The organism is Limnohabitans parvus II-B4, assembly GCF_003063455.1.
Lineage (GTDB): Bacteria > Pseudomonadota > Gammaproteobacteria > Burkholderiales > Burkholderiaceae_C > Limnohabitans_A > Limnohabitans_A parvus.
The window spans coordinates 208,918-229,869 of record NZ_NESN01000002.1 but is presented as its reverse complement, the minus strand read 5'-3'; the positions used below and the strand labels follow the sequence as shown (position 1 = coordinate 229,869).

23 protein-coding genes and 5 tRNA genes are annotated in these 20,952 nt (G+C 57.0%); 24 read left to right on the top strand and 4 right to left on the bottom strand.

Annotated features, from left to right (window positions below; genetic code table 11):
- The first annotated feature begins 64 nt into the window (after positions 1 to 64).
- Positions 65 to 451: a 50S ribosomal protein L17 gene (gene rplQ, locus B9Z37_RS05700; protein WP_108312073.1), complete on the top strand. Its 387-nt coding sequence runs from the start codon at positions 65 to 67 to the stop codon at positions 449 to 451.
- Between the two features lie 18 nt (positions 452 to 469).
- Positions 470 to 546 (top strand) — tRNA-Met (locus B9Z37_RS05695).
- Between the two features lie 67 nt (positions 547 to 613).
- Here B9Z37_RS05695 and B9Z37_RS05690 read toward each other — a convergent pair.
- The 4 genes from B9Z37_RS05690 to apaG are packed head-to-tail and all read right to left on the bottom strand — an operon-like array spanning position 614 to position 3,008.
- Complete coding sequence (locus B9Z37_RS05690; RefSeq protein ID WP_108312533.1) at positions 614 to 1,093, bottom strand: CinA family protein; 480 nt, start codon at positions 1,091 to 1,093, stop codon at positions 614 to 616.
- Positions 1,093 to 1,632 carry a phosphatidylglycerophosphatase A family protein gene (locus B9Z37_RS05685; protein ID WP_407067222.1) on the bottom strand — a complete coding sequence of 180 codons (540 nt, stop codon included), beginning with the start codon at positions 1,630 to 1,632 and terminating at the stop codon, positions 1,093 to 1,095. Before B9Z37_RS05685 ends, B9Z37_RS05690 begins: the two co-directional genes overlap by 1 nt.
- On the bottom strand, positions 1,629 to 2,588 hold the full coding sequence (gene thiL, locus B9Z37_RS05680; protein ID WP_108312071.1) for a thiamine-phosphate kinase: 960 nt from the start codon (positions 2,586 to 2,588) through the stop codon (positions 1,629 to 1,631). Before thiL ends, B9Z37_RS05685 begins: the two co-directional genes overlap by 4 nt.
- Positions 2,589 to 2,615: 27 nt before the next feature.
- Positions 2,616 to 3,008 carry a Co2+/Mg2+ efflux protein ApaG gene (gene apaG / locus B9Z37_RS05675; protein WP_108312070.1) on the bottom strand — a complete coding sequence of 131 codons (393 nt, stop codon included), beginning with the start codon at positions 3,006 to 3,008 and terminating at the stop codon, positions 2,616 to 2,618.
- A gap of 29 nt (positions 3,009 to 3,037) precedes the next feature.
- Here apaG and rpe point away from each other — a divergent pair, with 29 nt between their 5' ends.
- The 22 genes from rpe (at position 3,038) to rpoB (ending at position 20,948) form a co-directional block, all read left to right on the top strand.
- A complete protein-coding gene (rpe, locus tag B9Z37_RS05670) occupies positions 3,038 to 3,718 on the top strand; it encodes a ribulose-phosphate 3-epimerase (protein WP_108312069.1) in 681 nt (226 codons plus the stop codon).
- 2 nt (positions 3,719 to 3,720) lie between these two features.
- Complete coding sequence (gph, locus tag B9Z37_RS05665; RefSeq protein ID WP_108312068.1) at positions 3,721 to 4,455, top strand: phosphoglycolate phosphatase; 735 nt, start codon at positions 3,721 to 3,723, stop codon at positions 4,453 to 4,455.
- Between the two features lie 262 nt (positions 4,456 to 4,717).
- Entirely contained in the window at positions 4,718 to 6,217 is a 1,500-nt protein-coding gene (gene trpE, locus B9Z37_RS05660) for an anthranilate synthase component I (RefSeq protein WP_108312067.1), read from the top strand.
- Positions 6,218 to 6,219: 2 nt separating this feature from the next.
- Complete coding sequence (locus B9Z37_RS05655) at positions 6,220 to 6,801, top strand: anthranilate synthase component II (RefSeq protein ID WP_205872549.1); 582 nt, start codon at positions 6,220 to 6,222, stop codon at positions 6,799 to 6,801.
- Positions 6,798 to 7,865 (top strand): low-specificity L-threonine aldolase, encoded by a 1,068-nt coding sequence (gene ltaE / locus B9Z37_RS05650; RefSeq protein WP_108312065.1) that lies wholly within the window; start codon positions 6,798 to 6,800, stop codon positions 7,863 to 7,865. The genes B9Z37_RS05655 and ltaE overlap by 4 nt, the downstream gene beginning before the upstream one ends.
- Positions 7,866 to 7,877: 12 nt before the next feature.
- Positions 7,878 to 8,555, top strand: a complete 678-nt coding sequence (locus B9Z37_RS05645; RefSeq protein ID WP_108312064.1) for a LysE family translocator — start codon at positions 7,878 to 7,880, stop codon at positions 8,553 to 8,555.
- Positions 8,556 to 8,592: 37 nt separating this feature from the next.
- Positions 8,593 to 9,621 (top strand): anthranilate phosphoribosyltransferase, encoded by a 1,029-nt coding sequence (gene trpD, locus B9Z37_RS05640; RefSeq protein WP_108312532.1) that lies wholly within the window; start codon positions 8,593 to 8,595, stop codon positions 9,619 to 9,621.
- A gap of 3 nt (positions 9,622 to 9,624) precedes the next feature.
- The gene (locus tag B9Z37_RS14450; protein WP_167394331.1) at positions 9,625 to 9,765 is read left to right on the top strand and encodes a hypothetical protein; all 141 of its coding nucleotides are present in this window, start codon (positions 9,625 to 9,627) and stop codon (positions 9,763 to 9,765) included.
- On the top strand, positions 9,758 to 10,546 hold the full coding sequence (gene trpC, locus B9Z37_RS05635) for an indole-3-glycerol phosphate synthase TrpC (RefSeq protein WP_108312063.1): 789 nt from the start codon (positions 9,758 to 9,760) through the stop codon (positions 10,544 to 10,546). The genes B9Z37_RS14450 and trpC overlap by 8 nt, the downstream gene beginning before the upstream one ends.
- Positions 10,546 to 11,307: a uracil-DNA glycosylase gene (locus B9Z37_RS05630; protein ID WP_108312062.1), complete on the top strand. Its 762-nt coding sequence runs from the start codon at positions 10,546 to 10,548 to the stop codon at positions 11,305 to 11,307. Before trpC ends, B9Z37_RS05630 begins: the two co-directional genes overlap by 1 nt.
- A gap of 62 nt (positions 11,308 to 11,369) precedes the next feature.
- A tRNA-Tyr gene (locus tag B9Z37_RS05625) sits at positions 11,370 to 11,455 on the top strand.
- An 86-nt stretch (positions 11,456 to 11,541) separates the two neighbouring features.
- Positions 11,542 to 11,615, top strand: a tRNA-Gly gene (locus B9Z37_RS05620).
- A 30-nt stretch (positions 11,616 to 11,645) separates the two neighbouring features.
- Positions 11,646 to 11,720 (top strand) — tRNA-Thr (locus B9Z37_RS05615).
- Between the two features lie 78 nt (positions 11,721 to 11,798).
- The gene (tuf, locus tag B9Z37_RS05610; RefSeq protein ID WP_108312061.1) at positions 11,799 to 12,989 is read left to right on the top strand and encodes an elongation factor Tu; all 1,191 of its coding nucleotides are present in this window, start codon (positions 11,799 to 11,801) and stop codon (positions 12,987 to 12,989) included.
- 11 nt (positions 12,990 to 13,000) lie between these two features.
- Positions 13,001 to 13,076 (top strand) — tRNA-Trp (locus B9Z37_RS05605).
- Between the two features lie 98 nt (positions 13,077 to 13,174).
- Positions 13,175 to 13,558, top strand: coding sequence for a preprotein translocase subunit SecE (gene secE / locus B9Z37_RS05600; protein WP_108312060.1), 384 nt, complete (start codon positions 13,175 to 13,177; stop codon positions 13,556 to 13,558).
- Complete coding sequence (nusG, locus tag B9Z37_RS05595) at positions 13,558 to 14,139, top strand: transcription termination/antitermination protein NusG (RefSeq protein WP_108285878.1); 582 nt, start codon at positions 13,558 to 13,560, stop codon at positions 14,137 to 14,139. The genes secE and nusG overlap by 1 nt, the downstream gene beginning before the upstream one ends.
- Before the next feature lie 121 nt (positions 14,140 to 14,260).
- On the top strand, positions 14,261 to 14,692 hold the full coding sequence (gene rplK, locus B9Z37_RS05590) for a 50S ribosomal protein L11 (protein WP_019430860.1): 432 nt from the start codon (positions 14,261 to 14,263) through the stop codon (positions 14,690 to 14,692).
- A complete protein-coding gene (gene rplA / locus B9Z37_RS05585) occupies positions 14,693 to 15,388 on the top strand; it encodes a 50S ribosomal protein L1 (RefSeq protein WP_089951855.1) in 696 nt (231 codons plus the stop codon).
- A gap of 258 nt (positions 15,389 to 15,646) precedes the next feature.
- Entirely contained in the window at positions 15,647 to 16,153 is a 507-nt protein-coding gene (gene rplJ, locus B9Z37_RS05580) for a 50S ribosomal protein L10 (RefSeq protein ID WP_108312059.1), read from the top strand.
- 40 nt (positions 16,154 to 16,193) lie between these two features.
- Positions 16,194 to 16,571, top strand: coding sequence for a 50S ribosomal protein L7/L12 (rplL, locus tag B9Z37_RS05575; protein WP_108312058.1), 378 nt, complete (start codon positions 16,194 to 16,196; stop codon positions 16,569 to 16,571).
- Positions 16,572 to 16,823: 252 nt separating this feature from the next.
- Entirely contained in the window at positions 16,824 to 20,948 is a 4,125-nt protein-coding gene (gene rpoB / locus B9Z37_RS05570) for a DNA-directed RNA polymerase subunit beta (protein WP_108312057.1), read from the top strand.
- The last annotated feature ends 4 nt before the right edge of the window (positions 20,949 to 20,952 follow it).

Genomic DNA, 20,952 nt, shown 5'->3' with positions numbered 1-20,952 from the left:
TACCCGGGGTGTGCACGGGCAGTACCTGATACGGCTGCCTGTTTAATAAAGAAAGGTAAGCACCATGCGTCACGGACACGGCCTCCGCAAACTCAACCGCACCAGCGAGCACCGCCTCGCCATGCTGCGTAACATGATGAACTCGCTCATTGAGCACGAAGTCATCAAAACCACACTCCCTAAAGCCAAAGAGCTGCGTCGTGTCATTGAGCCGATGATCACTTTGGCCAAAGAAGACAGCTTGTCCAACAAGCGTTTGGCATTCAATCGCCTGCGTGACCGTGACAGCGTCGTCAAATTGTTTGCCGATCTGGGGCCTCGTTTCGCCAAGCGTCCTGGTGGTTACACACGTATCCTGAAAATGGGTTACCGCGTGGGTGACAATGCACCAATGGCATTGGTTGAATTGGTTGATCGTGCTGATTCTTCTGCCGAACAAGCAGCAGAGTAAGGTATAATTCAAAGATACCGCGGGGTGGAGCAGTCTGGTAGCTCGTTGGGCTCATAACCCAAAGGTCGTTGGTTCAAATCCGGCCCCCGCAACCAAATTTCAACTTCGGTTGAATATCAAAAAACCCTCTTCGGAGGGTTTTTTCGTTTCTGGCTTCCTCGTTCAACTCACAAGAGGCAGACGGATGAGTAGCCCTTCCAGCGCGTGTGCCACGGTCGCTTGCCTGACTTGCTCGCGGCTGCCTTCAAAGTGCTTGAGCTCGGTTGTGATGGTTCCGTTGATGCACCAGCCGAACCAAACGGTGCCCACGGGCTTTTCAGGGCTACCACCGCTCGGGCCTGCAACGCCTGTGACCGCAACAGACACTTGCGCTTTGGACCTGTAAATCGCACCGATGGCCATGGCCTGAGCGACGGCTTCACTGACCGCTCCCTGTGCTGCAATCAACTCCGCGGGCACGCCCAGCATTTGAATCTTGGCGTCATTGGAGTAGGTGACAAATCCACGGTCAAACCAGGCACTGGAGCCCGCCAAGTCCGTGCAGCTAGCCGAAATTAGACCGCCTGTGCAGCTTTCTGCGGTGGCCATTTGCCATTTCAGAGTGCTGAAGCGTTCCGCCAATTGGGCAGGCGAATCAGACATCAGAACCACCGCCACAATGCCATCACACACAGTGTGCAAAAAGCAGCCACGAGGTCATCAAAAATGATGCCAAAACCACCGCGCCAGCCAAAGCCCTTGAACAGTTGGTCTGCCCAAGCAACTGGGCCGGGTTTGGCTGCATCGAAAAATCGAAACAAAGCAAAGGCAGTCAATTGGCCCCAGAAGTTTGTCGGCATGACCAAATACAAAATCAGCCACATGGCAATGATCTCGTCCACCACGATGGCACCTGGGTCGCTGATGCGCATGTGGCGTGCGGTGACTGTACATGCCCACCAACCGGCAAAGAATGCTGTGGTTATCAGCAAGGCTTGCTGAGGCAAAGAGAGGTAGTTTTGAACGACAAGCCAAGAGAGCCACCCCCACAGACTGCCAACCGTTCCGGGTGCCTTAGGCGCTAGACCCGAGCCCAGACCCAGGGCGATGGTGTGGGCAGGGTGCGCCAGCATGAACGCGGCCGTCGGCTTGATAGGGCGATTGACGGCACCTGAGTCGAAAGAAGAATGGGGCATCGTCATGCAAAGTGATCAAAAGAGCGGAACCGCGAATGCACAACTTGCCCTTGGGCGTCCAGAAGAACCAGTGCCGGTTCCGCGGTGATGCGACCAATCCGTGTGACGCGCGTACCCGAGGCTTGTGCCGCAGCATGGACGCTGGCAGATGCCAATGGAGGTGCGCAGAAGACGAGTTCGTAGTCGTCGCCTCCAGACAGTACACAGGTCTGCGCCAAGTCAGGGGGGCATGACCAGTGGTGCGTGGTTTGCATAAGGGCCGATGTGGAAGGCAGTTCAATTTCGGCACCCACATGGCTGGCTTTGAGGATGTGCCCCAGATCGCCAAGCAAACCATCGCTGATGTCGGCCATGGCGTGTGCAATACCGCGCAGGGCAATGCCCAGAGCCACGCGGGGGGAGGGCATCTCCATGCGCAGACGTGCTGCATCGAATACCGCTTGCGGCAAGCTGATTGCGCCGCGAAAAGCTTCCAGTGCCAAGCGTGCATCACCCAAATGACCGCTCACGTACAAGTCATCGCCCGCTTGGGCACCGCTACGCAAAATGGATTGCCCTTGTGGGAGCTCTCCCATCACCGTGATCGCAATGTTCAAGGGGCCTTGTGTGGTGTCGCCGCCGATCAGCTCGCAGCCATGCGCATCGGCCAATTGAAACAGGCCTTGCGAAAAACCAGACAGCCAGCTTTCGTCCGCCCGGGGCAAGGACAAAGACAACAAGAAGGCTTGAGGCGTGGCGCCGCAAGCGGCCAGATCGCTCAAATTCACAGCCAGCGCTTTGTGGCCTAGCCGAGCTGGCTCAACAGTCGATAAAAAGTGCCGACCTTCGACGAGCATGTCGGCAGAGAAAGCCAATTGATGACCGGCACGAGGTGACCACACCGCGCAGTCATCCCCAATGCCCACATCCGCTCTAAGAGGCGGGCGCTTGAAAAAACGTTCAATCAGGTCAAATTCACCCATGACCAAGAGCTTAACCGCAAGGCGGTATCAATGAAGAGTTCGACCTGTCAGGCCTGAGCCAGAAGATTCGAGCACCAAAGTGGAGATAGGGGCATCAAAACGATGCCCATCTTCGGCGACAAAGAAGTAGCTGCCGTGCATGGTGCCGCTGGGCGCCTGCAAGCGACAGCCACTGGTGTATTGAAAAGACTCGCCCGGACGCAGCAGGGGTTGCTGACCCACAACCCCCAAACCTTTGACCTCATGGGTGTGGCCGCTTTCGTCCTGAATGACCCAATGCCTTGAAATCAGTTGCGCCGCGACCGTACCGGTGTTGGTCACGGTGACGGTATACGCAAAAGCAAAAACTTGTTGAAGCGGATTGCTCTGGTCAGCCACGTATTCGGGCTGCACATCAATTTGAACGTTGTAAGAAGACATTTGCGCATGTTAACTGCGACAATTCAGGCATGACGACGACCTACAGAATTGCCCCTTCTATCCTCTCTGCTGACTTTGCACGCTTGGGCGAAGAAGTCAAAAGCGTCATCGACGCGGGAGCTGATTGGATTCATTTTGACGTGATGGACAACCATTACGTGCCCAACCTCACATTTGGCCCGATGATTTGCCAAGCCCTCAAGCCGCATGCGAAAACGGCGGCAGGGGTGGCGGTCCCGATCGATGTGCATTTGATGATTTCACCCGTGGATGCGTTGGCGGCGTCTTTTGCCGAGGCGGGGGCCGACCTGATCAGCTTTCATCCTGATGCCAGCGGCCATGTGCACCGCAGCATCCAGGCCATCAAAAGCAAGGGCGTAAAAGCAGGCTTGGTGTTCAACCCAGCCGAGCCGCTGGATGTGCTGGAGTGGACCCTCGACGAAATCGATTTGATCCTCATCATGAGCGTCAACCCTGGCTTTGGGGGGCAAAGCTTCATTGATTCAGCCCTGCGCAAGATTGAACAAGCGCGCAAACTCATTGATGCAAGTGGTCGCGACATTCGCCTGGAAGTGGACGGCGGCATCAAAGTCGACAACATCCGCCGCGTGGCCGACGCAGGCGCGGACACGTTTGTCGCAGGCAGCGCCATTTTTGGCAAATCCGATTACAAAGGGGTGGTCGACCAGATGCGCCTGGCTTTGGGCTGAGCATGACCGTCTTCGCCCATGATCTGACGCAGATTGAAGCGGTCATTTTTGATCTGGACGGCACCATGGTTCACACCTTGGGAGATTTCCAAGTGGCCTTGCACCGCACCATGGCCGATCTGGACTTGCCCCCGGTCTCCAACGCCCTGATCGAACAGACCATTGGCAAAGGCTCGGAGCACCTGATCCGTACCCTGCTGGCCCACCAGATAACCCGGCCCGAGGTCAAGGGCGTGGGGCAGGCCTGTCCTGCATTGTCGGTAGATGCCTTGTTTGATAGGGCCTGGCAGCGGTATCAGCACCATTACCTCCAGATCAATGGCCAGTTTGCCGATGTGTACCCAGGTGTGCTGTCCGCTTTGCAGGCATTTGCACAGCAGGGCTTGCCCATGGCGTGTCTGACCAACAAGCCCTTGTCGTTTGCTGAGGCCTTGCTGAAAGAAAAATCGTTAGACCATTTCTTTGCACACGTCTTTGGCGGTGACAGCTTTGAGCTCAAAAAGCCCGATCCCTTGCCCATCCTTAAAACCTGCGAGGCCTTGGGCACGGCAGCAGGTAGAACCTTGGTGGTGGGTGATTCCAGCAACGACGCACAAGCTGCCCATGCCGCAGGGTGCCCCGTGGTGTTGGTGACTTATGGCTACAACCACGGGCAACGCATACAAGACACCCCCGCAGCCGCTTGGCTGGATTCTCTGGCCCAGTTGCCCGATTGCCTGCGCGCAGCCGTGCAATGAGTGCGATGCGGGTGGTTGTAAAACCGCCCGCCAGCTTTGCTACACTTGGGCATCATGTTCATCATCCAAAGCCACTCCTGCGCAGCCAGCCTGCCGAGCCATTCCCCAGCGGAAGGCCGGGGAGCTTGGCCCTGGCGTCAGCCAGCCTGACACTTTCGACCGTGCGGCCTTGCCCGCCACCCGCGCCCGGCATCGGCTGGGCAACTGGATGAATGAAAAGCACCTCGCCAGAGGTCGCTGAGCGCTTTGGAGGCTCTTGCCCGTGATCACCGAACTTGAATTCAAAAGCCTGGCCAGTCAAGGCTACAACCGCATTCCGCTCATGCTGGAAGCCTTTGCGGACCTGGAAACCCCTCTGTCGCTTTATCTGAAGCTGGCCCACACCAAGGACAACGGCAAATACAGCTTTTTGCTCGAATCGGTGGTGGGCGGTGAGCGCTTTGGGCGCTACAGCTTCATTGGCTTGCCTGCCCGCACCCTGCTGCGCGCCAGCGGCTTTGGTGCCGATGCCAAGACCGAAGTGGTGCGCGATGGTGTGGTCACCGAAACCGCCACGGGCAACCCGCTGGACTTCATTGAGGCGTACCAAAAGCGTTTCAAGGTGGCCTTGCGCCCCGGTTTGCCACGTTTTTGTGGCGGCTTGGCAGGCTATTTTGGTTACGACGCCGTCCGTTATATCGAGAAAAAACTCGAAAAATCCTGCCCGCCCGACACCTTGGGCACGCCCGACATCTTGTTGCTGCAATGCGAAGAACTGGCCGTCATCGATAACTTGTCGGGCAAGCTCTACCTGATTGTTTATGCCGACCCGGCCACGCCCGAGGCCTATGTGGGCGCAAAAAAACGCTTGCGTGACCTGAAAGAGCAGCTCAAGTACTCGGTCAGCGCGCCGGTGGTCAAACCCACCCAGTCTTACCCGGCCGAGCGTGACTTTGCCAAGGCCGATTACATCGCTGCCGTGGAAAAGGCCAAAGAGCTCATCGCCGGGGGCGACTTCATGCAGGTGCAGATCGGACAACGCATCAAAAAGCGCTACACCGAGAGCCCGCTGTCCTTGTACCGTGCCTTGCGTTCGCTCAACCCCAGCCCGTACATGTATTTTTACAACTTTGGCGACTTCCATGTGGTGGGGGCCAGCCCTGAGATTTTGGTGCGTCAAGAGCAAACCGAAGAGGGCGCGAAAGTCATCATCCGTCCCTTGGCGGGCACACGCCCACGGGGCGCGACGCCCGAAAAAGACAAGGCTGCCGAGCAAGAGCTGATCAACGACCCGAAAGAGCGGGCCGAGCATGTGATGCTGATCGACCTGGCCCGCAACGACATTGGGCGCATCGCCCAGATTGGTTCCGTCAAAGTGACCGAGGCGTTTGTGGTCGAGCGCTACAGCCATGTGATGCACATCGTGAGCAACGTCGAGGGCGTGCTGAACGATGGAATGACCAACATGGATGTGCTCAAGGCCACTTTCCCGGCAGGCACGCTGACGGGTGCCCCCAAGGTCCATGCGATGGAGCTGATCGACCAGTTCGAACCCGTCAAACGCGGCATTTACGGGGGCGCTTGCGGCTACATCAGCTATGCAGGTGACATGGACGTGGCCATTGCGATTCGCACCGCCGTCATCAAAGACCAGACCCTGTATGTGCAGGCGGCAGCCGGTGTGGTGGCCGATTCGGTGCCCGAGATGGAATGGCGCGAAACCGAGCACAAGGCCCGCGCCTTGTTGCGTGCGAGTGAGTTGGTGGAAGAAGGGTTGGAGTGATCATGGCTAAAAAAATCAAACTCCTGATGGTCGACAACTACGACTCGTTCACCTTCAACATCGTTCAGTACTTTGGAGAACTGGGCGCTGACGTCGACGTGTTTCGCAACGATGAAATCACCCTCGAAGGCATTGCCGCGCGCCAACCGGATCGCCTGGTGATTTCACCGGGCCCCTGTTCGCCTGCTGAGGCCGGTATTTCGGTGGCGGCTATTCGGCACTTCGCGGGCCAGTTGCCGATTTTGGGGGTGTGCCTGGGGCACCAAAGCATTGGTGCGGCATTTGGCGGCAAGATCGTTCGGGCGCAAGAGCTGATGCACGGCAAAACCAGTGTCATCACCACCACGCAAGAAGGCGTTTTTGCAGGCTTGCCGCAGCAGTTCACCGTCAACCGTTACCACTCGCTGGCGATTGAGCGGGCCAGCTGTCCTCCGTGCCTGAAGGTGACCGCGTGGACCGAAGATGGCGAAATCATGGGTGTGCGCCACACCGAGCTCGACATCGAAGGTGTTCAGTTCCACCCTGAATCCATCCTCACCGAGCACGGCCACGCCATGCTCAAGAATTTTCTGGAGCGGCCATGATCGATTTGCGCAGCGACACCGTCACGCAGCCCACGGCGGCGATGCGTGAGGCCATGATGAACGCCCCTTTGGGTGACGATGTGTTTGGCGACGACCCTGCGGTCAATGCCTTGCAAGAACGCATCGCCCAGATCACCGGCAAAGAGGCGGCTTTGTTCATGCCCTCGGGCACGCAGAGCAACTTGTGCGCTCTGATGGCGCATTGCGAACGCGGCGACGAATACATCGTGGGCCAAAACGCGCACACCTACCGTTACGAAGGCGGCGGCGCTGCGGTGCTGGGCAGCATTCAGCCGCAGCCGCTCGCGCAAAACGCGCAAGGTGAAATGGCGCTCGCCGACATCACGGCGGCCATCAAGCCCATCGATTGCCACTTTGCGCGGACCCGCCTGCTGGCGCTGGAAAACACCTGGAATGGTCACGTCATGTCACAAGACTACTTGGCGCAAGCCACCGGGCTGGCCAGGCGACATGGCTTGGCCACACATCTGGATGGTGCCCGCTTGTTCAACGCGGCCGTGGCGCAAGCCGAAGGCGAGCCGGTCACGGCCAGCGTTCGCCGTATCGTGGACCACTTTGACAGCGTGTCCGTGTGTTTCAGCAAAGGTTTGGGCGCCCCGGTGGGCTCTGCCTTGTGTGGCTCGCGTGAACTGATCGCCAAGGCGCTGCGCTGGCGCAAGGTTTTGGGTGGCGGCTTGCGCCAGTCCGGCGTGTTGGCTGCAGCGGCTTTGCATGCGCTGGACCACCATGTGGAGCGGCTGGCCGATGACCATGCTTTGGCCCAACGCCTGTCGCAAGGCCTGCAGGGCATCGCTGGTCTGAGCGTGCGCTCAGCGCAGACCAACATCGTGTTTGTAGACGTGGCCGATGGACGGGGGCCAGCGCTGCTGGAGGCGTTGAAAGATCAGGGTGTTCTGGCCACGGGGCTGATTGGCTTGCGCTTTGTCACGCATCTGAATGTGGACGCCGCAGGCATTGACCATGCGCTGGCCTGCATTCGCCAGTTCATGCAAACGCAATCGCCTGATGCGGTGCAAGGCCTCACGCGTTCGGGCGTGTACTGAGTCGTTCCACCCATGCCGGACGCTCAGCAACTTTGGATGTTCATGGCGGCGGGCGTGCTGCTCAACCTCACCCCAGGGCCGGACGTGCTTTTCATCGTCAGCCAGTCTTTGCGTGGTGGTGCTCGTGCAGGCGTGGTGGCCGCATGGGGCATCACCGCCGGGTGTTTTGTGCATGTGTGTGCTGCAGCCTTGGGTGTGGGCGCTTTGCTGGCCACTTCTGCCGCAGCGTTCAATGCGATCAAGTGGTTGGGGGCGGCTTACCTGATGTGGATCGGTTTACGCTTGTTGTGGACCACGGCCAAAGCAGGTGTGGTGTGGGACGTCGGCAGTGCCTTGTCGGCCCGCGGTGTGAGCGACAAGCTGGCCGAAGCCCCCGGTTTGCCTTCGGTCTTCGTCAAGGCGTTTGCCACCAATGCCGTGAACCCCAAAGTGGCGCTGTTTTTTCTGGCCTTCATGCCGCAATTCATTCCGGCCAACACGCCCGATCCTGCCTGGACCTTTGTGTGGCTTGGGTGCTTGTTCAATTTCAATGGCTTGCTGATTTGCATGGCTTGGGCGCTGGCAGCCGCATGGTTGTCTCAACGTACCCGCCTGCTCCAGCGCGGCCTGCAAAATCTGGACCGATTGGCGGGCTGTATGTTTGTGGGCTTCGGTCTCAAGCTGGCCTTCACGGATGCCCCCGTGCATTGACGCCTTCAACCTCTTCGATTTACAGCAAGGAAACCCCATGCCCATCACCCCTCAGGAAGCGTTGCAACGCACCATCGAGCATCGCGAAATTTTTCATGACGAGATGCTCAAGATCATGCGCATGATCATGAATGGTGAGCTCTCGCCGGTCATGACAGCGGCGCTGATCACCGGCCTGCGCGTGAAGAAGGAAACCATTGGCGAGATCACCGCCGCAGCGCAGGTCATGCGGGAGTTTTCGACCAAAGTCCACGTGGCGGACCCCAAGCATCTGGTGGACATTGTGGGCACGGGTGGTGATGGTGCTCACACCTTCAATATCTCAACCTGCGCCATGTTTGTGGCGGCTGCTGCCGGCGCCAAAACCGCCAAGCATGGCGGGCGCAGTGTCAGCAGCAAATCAGGCAGTGCCGACGTGGTCGAGGCACTCGGGGGCAACATCAACCTCAAGCCTGAGCAGATTGCGCGCTCTATTGAAGAGGTGGGCATTGGCTTCATGTTTGCGCCGAACCACCACCCGGCCATGAAGAACGTGGCCCCTGTGCGCAAAGAGTTGGGCGTGCGCACCATCTTCAACATCCTGGGGCCGTTGACCAACCCTGCCAGTGCCCCCAACATCCTGATGGGGGTGTTCCACTCGGATCTGGTGGGTATCCAGGTGCGTGCCTTGCAGCGCTTGGGCGCTGAACACGCGGTGGTGGTTTATGGTCGGGACGGCATGGATGAAATCAGTCTGGGTGCCGCCACGTTGGTCGGTGAATTGAAAAATGGTCAGATCACCGAATACGAAATTCACCCAGAAGATTTTGGTTTGACCATGTCCAGCAACCGGGCTTTGAAAGTGGACACACCGGAGCAGTCCATGGCCATGTTGCGCGGCGTGCTGGACAATCAGCCTGGCGCGGCGCGGGACATCGTCATGATCAATGCGGCGGCTGCCTTGTACGCGGCCAATGTGGCCAGCAGCATCGCCGATGGCCTGGAGCGCGCTCGTGTTGCCATCGAATCCGGCGCGGCCAAAGCCAAACTGGCGCAGTTCGTGGCCTTTGGCCAGTCGGCTGTTTGAGCCATGTGGCATGACGAAGGGGTCTGGATCGCTGTGGGCGTTTCGGCCTTGTTTGTGGTGGTCGGGCTGGTGATGCACCGCATTTTTGTTCAAATTTTGAAAAACGGCGCCACTGAGCCCGGACAGGAAAAAAACCATGAGTGACATCCTCGACAAAATCGTCGCAGTCAAACGCGAAGAAGTCGCTGCAGCCTTGGCCAAGAAATCTTTGGCAATGGTTCGTGCTGATGCCGAAAGCCGTGTGCTGACGCGCGACTTTGAAGGCGCTTTGCGCAACAAAATCGCAGCAGGGCAGGCTGCTGTGATCGCTGAAATCAAGAAAGCCAGCCCCTCCAAAGGTGTCCTGCGGCAAGAGTTCATTCCGGCTGACATCGCACAAAGCTATGCCGAGCACGGTGCCGCTTGTTTGTCCGTCTTGACGGACAAACAGTTTTTCCAGGGCAGTGTGGATTTTCTGAAGCAAGCCCGCGCCAGTTGCGACTTGCCCGTGTTGCGCAAGGATTTCATGATCGATGTCTATCAGGTCTACGAAGCGCGAGCGATGGGCGCTGATGCCATTTTGCTGATTGCCGCGTGTCTGGACGATGCGCAAATGGTCGAGATGGAAGCGGTGGCCCGCAGTCTGGACATGGCGGTGCTGGTGGAGGTGCACGACCGGGCCGAATTGGACCGTGCGCTGAACTTGAAAACCCGTCTGGTGGGCATCAACAACCGCAACCTCAAAACATTTGAAGTGTCTTTGCGGACCACATTGGACATGCTCCCGGCGGTGCCAGCCGACCGTTTGCTGGTGACCGAGAGCGGTATTTTGTCCGCCGACGATGTCAAGCGCATGCGCGAAGCCCATGTCAACGCTTTTCTGGTCGGTGAGGCTTTCATGCGCGCAGCCGAGCCGGGTGAGGCGCTGGCGAAACTCTTTGCCTGATGTCCAGCACTGCGGCTCAGCAAACCTTGGGCTTTGGCGATGCCGCCATGGATGCCGACTGTTTGCAGCAATGGCCGCCTGATTTGCATGATCTGGACGAGGGCTGGGCACCCTTGGTGCAGAATTTTCTGGCCTCTTGTGCTGGGCAATCTTTGTCTGTGCGTTTAACGGATGCGCTGAAGACCGGGAAAACCATGTACCCCGCAGCGCCGTTCAGGGCGCTCACCTTGACGCCACTGAGTCAAGTGCGTGCAGTGATACTGGGGCAAGACCCGTATCATGGGCCTGGTCAAGCCGAAGGCTTGGCCTTTTCTGTCGCGCCAGGGGTGCGTCTGCCGCCGAGTTTGCGCAACATCTTCAAAGAGTTGCAGCAAAGTCTGCACATGCCTGTCCCGACCCAGGGCTCATTGGTGCGTTGGGCCGAGCAGGGGGTGCTTCTGCTGAACACTTGTTTGACGGTGGAGGCGGGGCAGCCGGCCAGTCATGCGCGTTGGGGTTGGGAGACCTTGACCGATGAACTGGTTGTGGCGGTGGCGAAAAGCCCGCGCCCTGTGGTGTTCATGCTGTGGGGTGCCCATGCGCAGGGCAAAAAACAGTTGATTGAGGCCGTCGGTGGCTCGGAACGCCATTTGATTTTGCAGGCCAATCACCCCTCACCTTTGTCTGCGATGCGACCGCCAGTGCCATTTTTGGGGTGCGGGCATTTTGCACAAGCCAACGAGTTCTGGGTACGAATTGGAGAAAAACCAGTTGAATGGTGAAAAACTTGTGCGTAAATTTGCGGTGCGTCATAAAAAGATGGCATAATCTAAGACTCGCTTCTGGAGGGGTGCCCGAGTGGCTAAAGGGGGCAGACTGTAAATCTGTTGGCTTACGCCTACACTGGTTCGAATCCAGTCTCCTCCACCAGCAAACTGGCTTATGCCGGTTGATTTGAGCAATTGGAAATGGTTTCCAAGCATTGGCGTCGCATCCACTCGTGCGGCGCAATCAGTGCGGGAGTAGTTTAATGGTAGAACCTTAGCCTTCCAAGCTAATGACACGGGTTCGATTCCCGTTTCCCGCTCCAGTCATTCGGTTGAGTTTGCAAGAAGATTTTGCCCTTGTGGCTCAGTGGTAGAGCACTCCCTTGGTAAGGGAGAGGTCGCGGGTCCGATTCCCGCCAAGGGCACCAGTTTTGGGGCGCGCAACGAGAGTTGGGCGCCCTCTGTCTTGGTTGTTTTGTTGACCACTACTTTTCGGAGTCGAAGATATGGCAAAAGAGAAATTCGAACGGACCAAACCCCACGTGAACGTGGGCACCATCGGTCACGTTGACCACGGCAAAACCACACTGACTGCTGCCATCACCACTGTGTTGGCTGCCAAGTTCGGCGGTGCTGCCAAAGCGTACGACCAGATCGACGCGGCCCCCGAAGAGAAGGCTCGTGGTATCACGATCAACACCGCTCACGTTGAGTACGAAACAGAAAACCGTCACTACGCTCACGTGGACTGCCCCGGCCACGCTGACTATGTGAAGAACATGATCACCGGTGCTGCCCAGATGGACGGCGCTATTTTGGTTTGCTCCGCTGCTGACGGCCCTATGCCTCAGACCCGCGAGCACATCTTGTTGGCTCGCCAAGTGGGCGTGCCTTACATCATCGTGTTCCTGAACAAGTGCGACATGGTCGACGACGCTGAGTTGTTGGAGCTTGTCGAGATGGAAGTGCGCGAATTGTTGTCCAAGTATGACTTCCCAGGCGACGACACCCCCATCATCCAGGGTTCCGCCAAGTTGGCTTTGGAAGGCGACAAGGGTCCTTTGGGCGAGCAAGCCATTTTCAAGTTGGCTGAAGCTCTGGACACTTACATCCCTACGCCTGACCGCGCAGTGGACGGTGCTTTCCTGATGCCTGTGGAAGACGTGTTCTCCATCTCTGGCCGCGGCACTGTGGTGACTGGCCGTATCGAGCGCGGTATCGTCAAAGTCGGCGAAGAAATCGAAATCGTGGGTATCAAAGACACTGTCAAGACCACTTGCACAGGCGTTGAGATGTTCCGCAAGCTGCTGGACCAAGGTCAAGCTGGCGACAACGTCGGTATCTTGTTGCGCGGCACCAAGCGCGAAGACGTCGAGCGCGGCCAAGTGCTGTGCAAGCCAGGCTCGATCAAGCCGCACACCCACTTCACGGGCGAGATCTATGTCTTGTCCAAAGACGAAGGTGGCCGTCACACGCCTTTCTTCAACAACTACCGTCCTCAGTTCTACTTCCGTACGACTGACGTGACTGGCGCGATCGAATTGCCAGAAGGCAAAGAGATGGTGATGCCTGGTGACAACGTGTCGATCACTGTGAAGTTGATCAACCCCATCGCGATGGAAGAAGGCTTGCGTTTCGCCATCCGCGAAGGTGGCCGCACGGTTGGCGCTGGCGTGGTTGCCAAGATCATCGCTTAAGAGGTTTTTGTAGGGGTATAGCTCAATTGGCAGAGCGTCGGTCTCCAAAACCGAAGGTTGTAGGTTCGATTCCTACTGCCCCTGCCACCTGAAAAGGTGGATTTTCAAGCCCGCTAGTCTCTAGCGGGCTTCCTTGTCTGATAAGAGTCTTCTTGAAAGAGGGCTCAACAAAGGTTTCAAGCCGTATGGCAACGTCCGAAGTTCAAACCGTGAGTGCTGCTGGTGACAAGATGCGTCTGGCATTGGCTGCTGCACTGGTCATTGCTGCATTGGTGGCTTATTACCTGCTGGCCGGTCAAGGCAGTTTGGTGCAGTGGGCGGGTCTGTTGGCTGGCCTGATGGCTGCGACGGTGGTGTTCCTGACCTCTGAGTCGGGTCGTCAATTGATTGCTTTTGGCCGCGATGCTGTGCGCGAAGTCAAGAAGGTGGTCTGGCCCGAGCGAAAAGAGGCCATGCAGATCACGGCTTATGTGTTCGCCTTTGTGGTGGTGATGGCACTGTTCTTGTGGCTCACCGACAAAACTCTGGAATGGGTTTTCTACGATCTGATTCTTGGGTGGAAAAAATAATGAACGATGCAGTAGTCAACGCCCCAATGGCGGGCTCCTCGACCAACCCAGACCTGAAATGGTATGTGGTTCATGCCTATTCGGGCATGGAGAAGGCGGTTGAGCGCAACATCATTGAACGCATTGCGCGTTCGGGCATGGAGTCCAAGTTCGGCCGTATTTTGGTTCCAACCGAAGAGGTTGTAGAAGTCAAGAACGGACAAAAGCGGACCACTGAACGCAAATTCTTCCCCGGTTATGTGCTGGTGGAGATGGTGATGGACGACGAAACTTGGCATTTGGTGAAACACACCAACAAGGTCACGGGCTTCGTGGGCGGCGCCAAAAATCGTCCGGCGCCTATTTCTGAAGCAGATGTTCAGAAAATCGTGAGCCAGATGCAAGAAGGTACCGACAAGCCTCGCCACAAGGTCGAGTTTGAAGTGGGCGAATACATCCGCGTCAAAGAAGGTCCATTCACTGACTTCAACGGGACCGTTGAAGAAGTCAATTACGAGCGCAACAAGATGCGTGTCTCAGTCACCATTTTCGGTCGCGCGACACCTGTTGAGTTGGAGTTTGGCCAAGTCGAAAAGACCTGACCTGTTTCCCTTTTCTGTTTGGCGCTTACCGACTCGGTGCCAAGCAATATCTCAGAGTCGTTAACCCCGGGGAGCACAAGATCAAAGTGTCTTGAGCGTTGGTACCCGAAAGGAGAAAAGCATGGCGAAAAAAATCGTCGGCTTCATCAAGCTGCAAGTGCCAGCTGGTAAAGCCAATCCATCACCACCTATTGGTCCTGCACTGGGTCAACGTGGTTTGAACATCATGGAATTCTGCAAGGCGTTCAACGCCCAGACCCAAGGCGTTGAGCCCGGTCTGCCATTGCCAGTGGTGATCACTGCGTTTGCAGACAAGTCGTTCACCTTCATCATCAAGACGCCACCTGCAGCGACCTTGATCAAGAAGTCCATCAAGATTGACAAGGCTTCGACCAAGCCTGGTCTGGAAAAAGTGGGCAAGATCACTCGCGCTCAGCTGGAAGAAATCGCCAAGACCAAGATGAAAGATCTGACTGCCGCCGATATGGATGCAGCCGTTCGTACCATCGCTGGTACTGCCCGCTCCATGGGCGTGAATGTGGAGGGCGTGTAAATGTCCAAACTCACTAAAAAGCAAAAAGCCTTTGTCGGTAAAGTGGACAGCAACAAACTGTACCCCTTGGCCGATGCCTTGGTGATCGTGAAAGATTGCGCCAATGCCAAGTTCGATGAGTCCATCGATGTGGCTGTGCAACTCGGTATCGATGCCAAGAAGTCTGATCAAGTGGTTCGTGGTGCTGTCGTGTTGCCTAACGGCACGGGCAAAACTGCGCGCGTTGCTGTGTTCGCTCAAGGCGCCAAGGCCGAAGAAGCCAAAGCCGCTGGTGCTGACGTGGTCGGCATGGACGACTTGGCTGCCCGCGTGAAAGCTGGCGATATGCCTTTCGATGTGGTCATCGCCGCCCCTGACGCCATGCGCGTTGTGGGTACTTTGGGTCAAATCCTGGGCCCACGCGGCCTGATGCCTAACCCCAAAGTCGGCACCGTCACTCCTGACGTTGCTACCGCTGTGCGCAACGCCAAGGCTGGTCAAGTCCAGTTCCGTGTTGACAAGGCCGGTATCGTGCACGGCACCATTGGTCGCCGTTCTTTCGAAAATGACAAGTTGCAAGGCAACTTGGCTGCCTTGATCGAAGCTTTGGTGAAAGCCAAGCCCGCCACCAGCAAGGGTGTTTACCTGCGCAAAGTGGCCGTGTCCTCGACCATGGGTGTGGGCGTTCGCGTCGACACACAATCCATCGCAGCTTGATTGCGATAAAAATTTGAGTGGGCTGTCAAGCTTGCTCAATGTGGTGGGCTGCAGTCCTTGCAAGAGGACGGCAGGCCATCCAAGACCGTTGGTGCACACAGGGTTGTGCTTAATCAACAGACCGACAAGTTCACTTGAAGGTTTGGGCCAACGCAGATGGCGATCCCGCTGCAGATGGATGAAGATCCTGAACAGTTGGTCGCTGCAAATAGGCGTGCTTCAGGGGAGACCCGAAAAGCACATATAAAGGAGTAGACCTTGAGTCTGAATCGCAGTGAGAAAGAAGCGGTCATTTCCGAAGTGACCGACCTCGCCGCTAAAGCTCAAACGCTTGTGATGGCGGAATACCGTGGTATCACGGTCGCTGACATGACCAACCTGCGCGTCAAAGCTCGCAGCCTCGGCGTTTCGCTGACGGTGTTGAAAAACACCTTGGCTCGCCGTGCTGTGACAGGTACGCAGTTTGAAGTTGTCGCCGACCAGATGACCGGTCCGCTGATCTATGGCTTCTCTGAAGATGCAGTGGCTGCCGCTAAGGTGGTGGCCGACTTCGCGAAAACCAACGACAAGTTGGTCATCCGCGCAGGCGCATTTGCAGGTAAAGCTTTGGACGTGAACGGCGTTAAGCAATTGGCAAGCATCCCTTCGAAAGAAGTGCTGTTGGCCCAGTTGTGTGGCTTGTTGATGTCGCCTATGTCCCGCACCGCAGTGGTGTTGGGTGCTTTGGCGGCCAAAAAAGGCGAAGGCGAAGCTGTTGCCGCTTAAGGCCAGCGTTCGTGTTTTAACCAATTGTTAGGAAATAAAAATGGCATTCGATAAAGACGCATTTTTGACCGCGCTGGACAGCATGACGGTCATGGAACTCAACGAACTGGTGAAAGCCATCGAAGAGAAATTTGGTGTGAGCGCTGCCGCTATGGCTGCTCCTGCTGCTGGCGGCGCTGCTGCTGGTGGTGCTGCTGCTGAAGAGAAAACAGACTTCAACGTCATGTTGCTCGAGGCCGGCGCCAACAAAGTGTCCGTGATTAAAGCTGTGCGCGAAATCACAGGCTTGGGCTTGAAAGAAGCCAAAGACCTGGTGGACGGCGCTCCTAAGGCGGTCAAAGAAGGCCTGCCAAAAGCTGATGCTGAAGCCGCTAAGAAAAAGCTGGAAGAAGCCGGCGCCAAGGCCGAACTCAAGTAATTCGGTTTTGTTCCAAGGCTGGAGTGCCCGAAAGGGCCTCCAGCCTTTGGTGCTTGAAGAGCACACCGAAAAGCAGACTCCATTCAGTCTTCTTTCCAGTGTTTTCTGACCCGACTGCAGAAGACCCTTGGTTCGGGTTGCGTGCAATGCGCAATCGTCCGCCAAAGCTGGTAGAGGCCAGCCGCCAAGCCCGTTGTGCGAGTCTAAAACTCGCGCAATACACAGTTCTGAAAGATCAAGCCCGGAGATCTCATGGCCTATTCATACACCGAACGCAAGCGAATCCGCAAAAGTTTCGGCAGCCGCGAAAGCGTGCTCGAAGTTCCTTACCTGCTGCAAATGCAAAAAGACGCTTATACGTCCTTCCTGCAAGCAGGTGTTGTTTCATCCAAACGCACACACGAAGGTCTGCAAGCCGCATTTGAGTCGGCATTCCCGATCGTGTCCCACAACGGTTTTGTGGAGATGAAATTTGTCGAGTACAACTTGGCCAAACCTGCGTTCGATGTGCGCGAATGCCAGACGCGAGGTCTGACCTTCTCGTCGGCTGTGCGCGCGCGCGTGCAGCTCATCATTTACGACCGTGACTCTTCGACTTCACAGAACAAAGTGGTCAAGGAAGTCAAAGAGCAAGAGGTCTACATGGGCGAAGTGCCCCTGATGACCGACAAAGGCTCGTTCATCATCAACGGCACTGAGCGTGTGATCGTGTCTCAGTTGCACCGTTCACCTGGCGTGTTCTTTGAACACGACAAGGGCAAGACCCACAGCTCGGGCAAATTGCTGTTTTCCGCCCGCATCATCCCTTACCGCGGTTCGTGGCTGGATTTCGAATTCGACCCGAAAGACATCCTGTACTTCCGCGTTGACCGTCGTCGCAAGATGCCCGTGTCGATTCTGCTCAAGGCCATTGGCTTGAACCCTGAGTCGATCTTGGCGAACTTCTTCGTCAACGACAACTTCCGTCTGATGGACAGCGGTGCACAAATGGAATTTGTGGCCGAGCGTCTGCGCGGTGAAGTGGCGCGTTTTGACATCACCGACAAGTCCGGCAAAGTGGTGGTGGCCAAAGACAAGCGCATCACCGTGCGCCACACCCGTGAACTCGAGCAATCGGGCACTACCCACATCAGCGTGCCAGAAGACTACTTGCTCGGCCGCGTGGTCGCACGCAGTATTGTGGAAGCCGACACTGGTGAGATCATTGCCAAGGCCAACGAAGAGTTGACCGAAGCGCTGCTGAAAAAGCTGCGCACATCGGGCATCCAAGACCTGCCTTGCATCTACACCAACGAGTTGGATCAAGGTGCGTACATTTCGCAAACCCTGCGCATCGATGAAACCGTCGACGAGTTCGCGGCGCGTGTGGCCATCTACCGCATGATGCGTCCCGGCGAGCCGCCAACAGAAGATGCTGTGCAAGCCCTGTTCCAGCGCTTGTTCTACAACCCTGACACTTACGACTTGTCGCGTGTGGGCCGCATGAAGTTCAACGCCCGTGTGGGTCGTCCAGACTCCACAGGCCCTATGGTCTTGACCAACGAAGACATCTTGGCCGTGGTCAAGATTTTGGTGGACTTGCGCAACGGCAATGGCGAAGTCGATGACATCGACCACCTGGGCAACCGCCGCGTGCGTTGTGTGGGCGAATTGGCCGAAAACCAATACCGCACCGGTCTGGCACGTATCGAAAAAGCCGTGAAAGAGCGTTTGGGCCAAGCTGAGCAAGAGCCGCTTATGCCACACGACCTGATCAACTCCAAGCCGATTTCTGCGGCCTTGAAAGAGTTCTTCGGCGCATCGCAGTTGTCGCAGTTCATGGACCAGACCAACCCTCTGGCCGAGATCACCCACAAGCGCCGCGTATCGGCCCTTGGCCCAGGTGGTTTGACCCGTGAACGTGCAGGCTTTGAAGTGCGTGACGTGCACGTGACCCATTACGGTCGCGTTTGCCCTATCGAGACACCTGAAGGTCCAAACATCGGTTTGATCAACTCGCTGGCTTTGTACGCCCGCTTGAACGAGTACGGTTTCATCGAAACCCCGTACCGCCAAGTGATCGACGGTAAAGTCACGATGAACATCGACTACCTGTCGGCCATCGAAGAAGGCAAGTACGTCATTGCCCAGGCCAACGCCACATTGGACAAAGACGGCAAGCTGACCGGTGACTTGGTCTCTGCCCGTGAAAAGGGTGAATCCATCCTGTGCGGTGCCGAGCGCATCCAGTACATGGACGTGTCGCCAGCCCAGATCGTGTCTGTGGCCGCCTCGCTTGTTCCGTTCTTGGAGCACGATGACGCCAACCGCGCTTTGATGGGTGCCAACATGTCGCGTCAGGCTGTGCCTGTGCTGCGCCCTGAAAAGCCCATGGTCGGTACCGGCATCGAGCGCGTTGCAGCGGTCGACTCGGGTACTGTGGTCACGGCCACTCGCGGCGGTATCGTGGACTATGTCGACGCCACCCGCATCGTGATCCGCGTGAACGACGCTGAAGCCCTGGCCGGCGAAGTGGGTGTGGACATCTACAACCTGATCAAGTACCAGCGTTCCAACCAGAACACCAACATCCATCAGCGCCCTATCGTCAAGCGTGGCGATAAGCTGGCCAAAGGTGACGTGATTGCCGACGGTGCATCGACCGACTTGGGCGAAATCGCCATTGGTCAGAACATGCTGATCGCCTTCATGCCATGGAACGGTTACAACTTCGAAGATTCGATCTTGATCTCTGAGCGTGTCGTGTCGGAAGACCGTTACACCTCGATCCACATCGAAGAACTCGTGGTCATGGCCCGTGACACCAAGTTGGGTGCCGAAGAAATTTCGCGCGACATCCCCAACTTGTCCGAGCAGCAACTGGGCCGTCTGGACGACTCCGGCATCATTTATGTGGGTGCAGAAGTGCAGCCTGGCGATGTGCTGGTCGGTAAAGTCACTCCGAAGGGCGAGACCACCCTCACGCCTGAAGAAAAGCTGCTGCGTGCCATCTTCGGCGAAAAAGCCAGCGATGTGAAAGACACCTCGCTGCGTGTTGACCAAGGTAGCTCCGGTACCGTGATCGATGTGCAGGTCTTCACTCGTGAAGGCATCGTGCGTGACAAGCGCGCTCAGCAGATCATTGACGACGAACTCAAGCGTTTCCGCTTGGACTTGAACGACCAGCTGCGCATTGTGGAAGCCGATGCATTTGACCGTATCGAGAAGTTGCTCGTGGGCCGTGTGGCCAATGGCGGCCCTCAGAAACTGGCCAAAGGCACCAAGCTCGACAAGGCCTACATGGCATCGGTCGAGAAGTTCCACTGGTTCGACATCCGTCCAGCCGAAGATGACGTGGCCATGCAACTCGAGTCCATCAAGAACTCGCTGGAGCAGACCCGCCACAGCTTTGACTTGTCGTTTGAAGAAAAGCGCAAGAAATTGACCCAAGGCGACGAGCTGCCCGCAGGCGTGCTCAAGATGGTCAAGGTCTACTTGGCCGTCAAGCGTCGCTTGCAGCCTGGTGACAAGATGGCCGGCCGTCACGGCAACAAAGGTGTGGTCTCCAAGATCGTGCCTGTCGAAGACATGCCTTACATGGCCGACGGTACACCTGCCGACATCGTGTTGAACCCCTTGGGCGTTCCTTCACGTATGAACGTGGGTCAGGTGCTCGAAGTCCACTTGGGTTGGGCGGGCAAAGGTATCGGTCAGCGCATTGGCAACATGCTGCAGGCCGAAACCCAGCGCATGGAAAAGATTGCCGAATTGCGCAAGCTGTTCGAGCAGTTGTACAACAGCATGGGCCGTAAGGAAGACCTGTCGCAGTTGAGCGATGACGAAGTGTTGGCCATGGCCGACAACCTCAAAGAAGGTTTCCCGTTCGCCACCCCCGTGTTCGACGGTGCAGCCGAAGAAGAAATCCGCGCCATGCTGCACCTGGCTTACCCAGAAGACTTGGCCAAGGCCAAGGGCCTGACAGCCACACGCACGCAAGCCAACTTGTTTGACGGCCGCACAGGCGACGCCTTTGACCGTCCAACCACCATTGGCTACATGCACTTCTTGAAACTGCACCACTTGGTGGACGACAAGATGCACGCCCGCTCGACCGGTCCTTACAGCTTGGTCACGCAGCAGCCGCTGGGTGGTAAGGCGCAGTTCGGTGGTCAGCGTTTCGGTGAGATGGAAGTGTGGGCGCTGGAAGCGTATGGCGCTTCTTACGTCCTGCAAGAGATGCTCACCGTGAAGTCCGACGACGTGCAAGGCCGTACCAAGGTGTACGAGAGCATCGTCAAAGGCGAACACTCCATCGAAGCGGGCATGCCCGAATCGTTCAACGTGCTGGTCAAGGAAATCCGTTCGCTGGGCCTTGACATCGAGCTCGAGCGTTCTTAATTCA

Excerpts from the sequence above, each read along its gene's own strand:
- rplQ (WP_108312073.1), top strand. The coding sequence starts at position 65 with ATGCGTCACGGACACGGCCTCCGCAAACTCAACCGCACCAGCGAGCAC.
- B9Z37_RS05690 (WP_108312533.1), bottom strand. The coding sequence starts at position 1,093 with ATGTCTGATTCGCCTGCCCAATTGGCGGAACGCTTCAGCACTCTGAAA.
- B9Z37_RS05685 (WP_407067222.1), bottom strand. The coding sequence starts at position 1,632 with ATGACGATGCCCCATTCTTCTTTCGACTCAGGTGCCGTCAATCGCCCT.
- thiL (WP_108312071.1), bottom strand. The coding sequence starts at position 2,588 with ATGGGTGAATTTGACCTGATTGAACGTTTTTTCAAGCGCCCGCCTCTT.
- apaG (WP_108312070.1), bottom strand. The coding sequence starts at position 3,008 with ATGTCTTCTTACAACGTTCAAATTGATGTGCAGCCCGAATACGTGGCT.
- rpe (WP_108312069.1), top strand. The coding sequence starts at position 3,038 with ATGACGACGACCTACAGAATTGCCCCTTCTATCCTCTCTGCTGACTTT.
- gph (WP_108312068.1), top strand. The coding sequence starts at position 3,721 with ATGACCGTCTTCGCCCATGATCTGACGCAGATTGAAGCGGTCATTTTT.
- B9Z37_RS05655 (WP_205872549.1), top strand. The coding sequence starts at position 6,220 with ATGGCTAAAAAAATCAAACTCCTGATGGTCGACAACTACGACTCGTTC.
- ltaE (WP_108312065.1), top strand. The coding sequence starts at position 6,798 with ATGATCGATTTGCGCAGCGACACCGTCACGCAGCCCACGGCGGCGATG.
- B9Z37_RS05645 (WP_108312064.1), top strand. The coding sequence starts at position 7,878 with ATGCCGGACGCTCAGCAACTTTGGATGTTCATGGCGGCGGGCGTGCTG.
- trpD (WP_108312532.1), top strand. The coding sequence starts at position 8,593 with ATGCCCATCACCCCTCAGGAAGCGTTGCAACGCACCATCGAGCATCGC.
- B9Z37_RS14450 (WP_167394331.1), top strand. The coding sequence starts at position 9,625 with ATGTGGCATGACGAAGGGGTCTGGATCGCTGTGGGCGTTTCGGCCTTG.
- trpC (WP_108312063.1), top strand. The coding sequence starts at position 9,758 with ATGAGTGACATCCTCGACAAAATCGTCGCAGTCAAACGCGAAGAAGTC.
- B9Z37_RS05630 (WP_108312062.1), top strand. The coding sequence starts at position 10,546 with ATGTCCAGCACTGCGGCTCAGCAAACCTTGGGCTTTGGCGATGCCGCC.
- tuf (WP_108312061.1), top strand. The coding sequence starts at position 11,799 with ATGGCAAAAGAGAAATTCGAACGGACCAAACCCCACGTGAACGTGGGC.
- secE (WP_108312060.1), top strand. The coding sequence starts at position 13,175 with ATGGCAACGTCCGAAGTTCAAACCGTGAGTGCTGCTGGTGACAAGATG.
- nusG (WP_108285878.1), top strand. The coding sequence starts at position 13,558 with ATGAACGATGCAGTAGTCAACGCCCCAATGGCGGGCTCCTCGACCAAC.
- rplK (WP_019430860.1), top strand. The coding sequence starts at position 14,261 with ATGGCGAAAAAAATCGTCGGCTTCATCAAGCTGCAAGTGCCAGCTGGT.
- rplA (WP_089951855.1), top strand. The coding sequence starts at position 14,693 with ATGTCCAAACTCACTAAAAAGCAAAAAGCCTTTGTCGGTAAAGTGGAC.
- rplL (WP_108312058.1), top strand. The coding sequence starts at position 16,194 with ATGGCATTCGATAAAGACGCATTTTTGACCGCGCTGGACAGCATGACG.
- rpoB (WP_108312057.1), top strand. The coding sequence starts at position 16,824 with ATGGCCTATTCATACACCGAACGCAAGCGAATCCGCAAAAGTTTCGGC.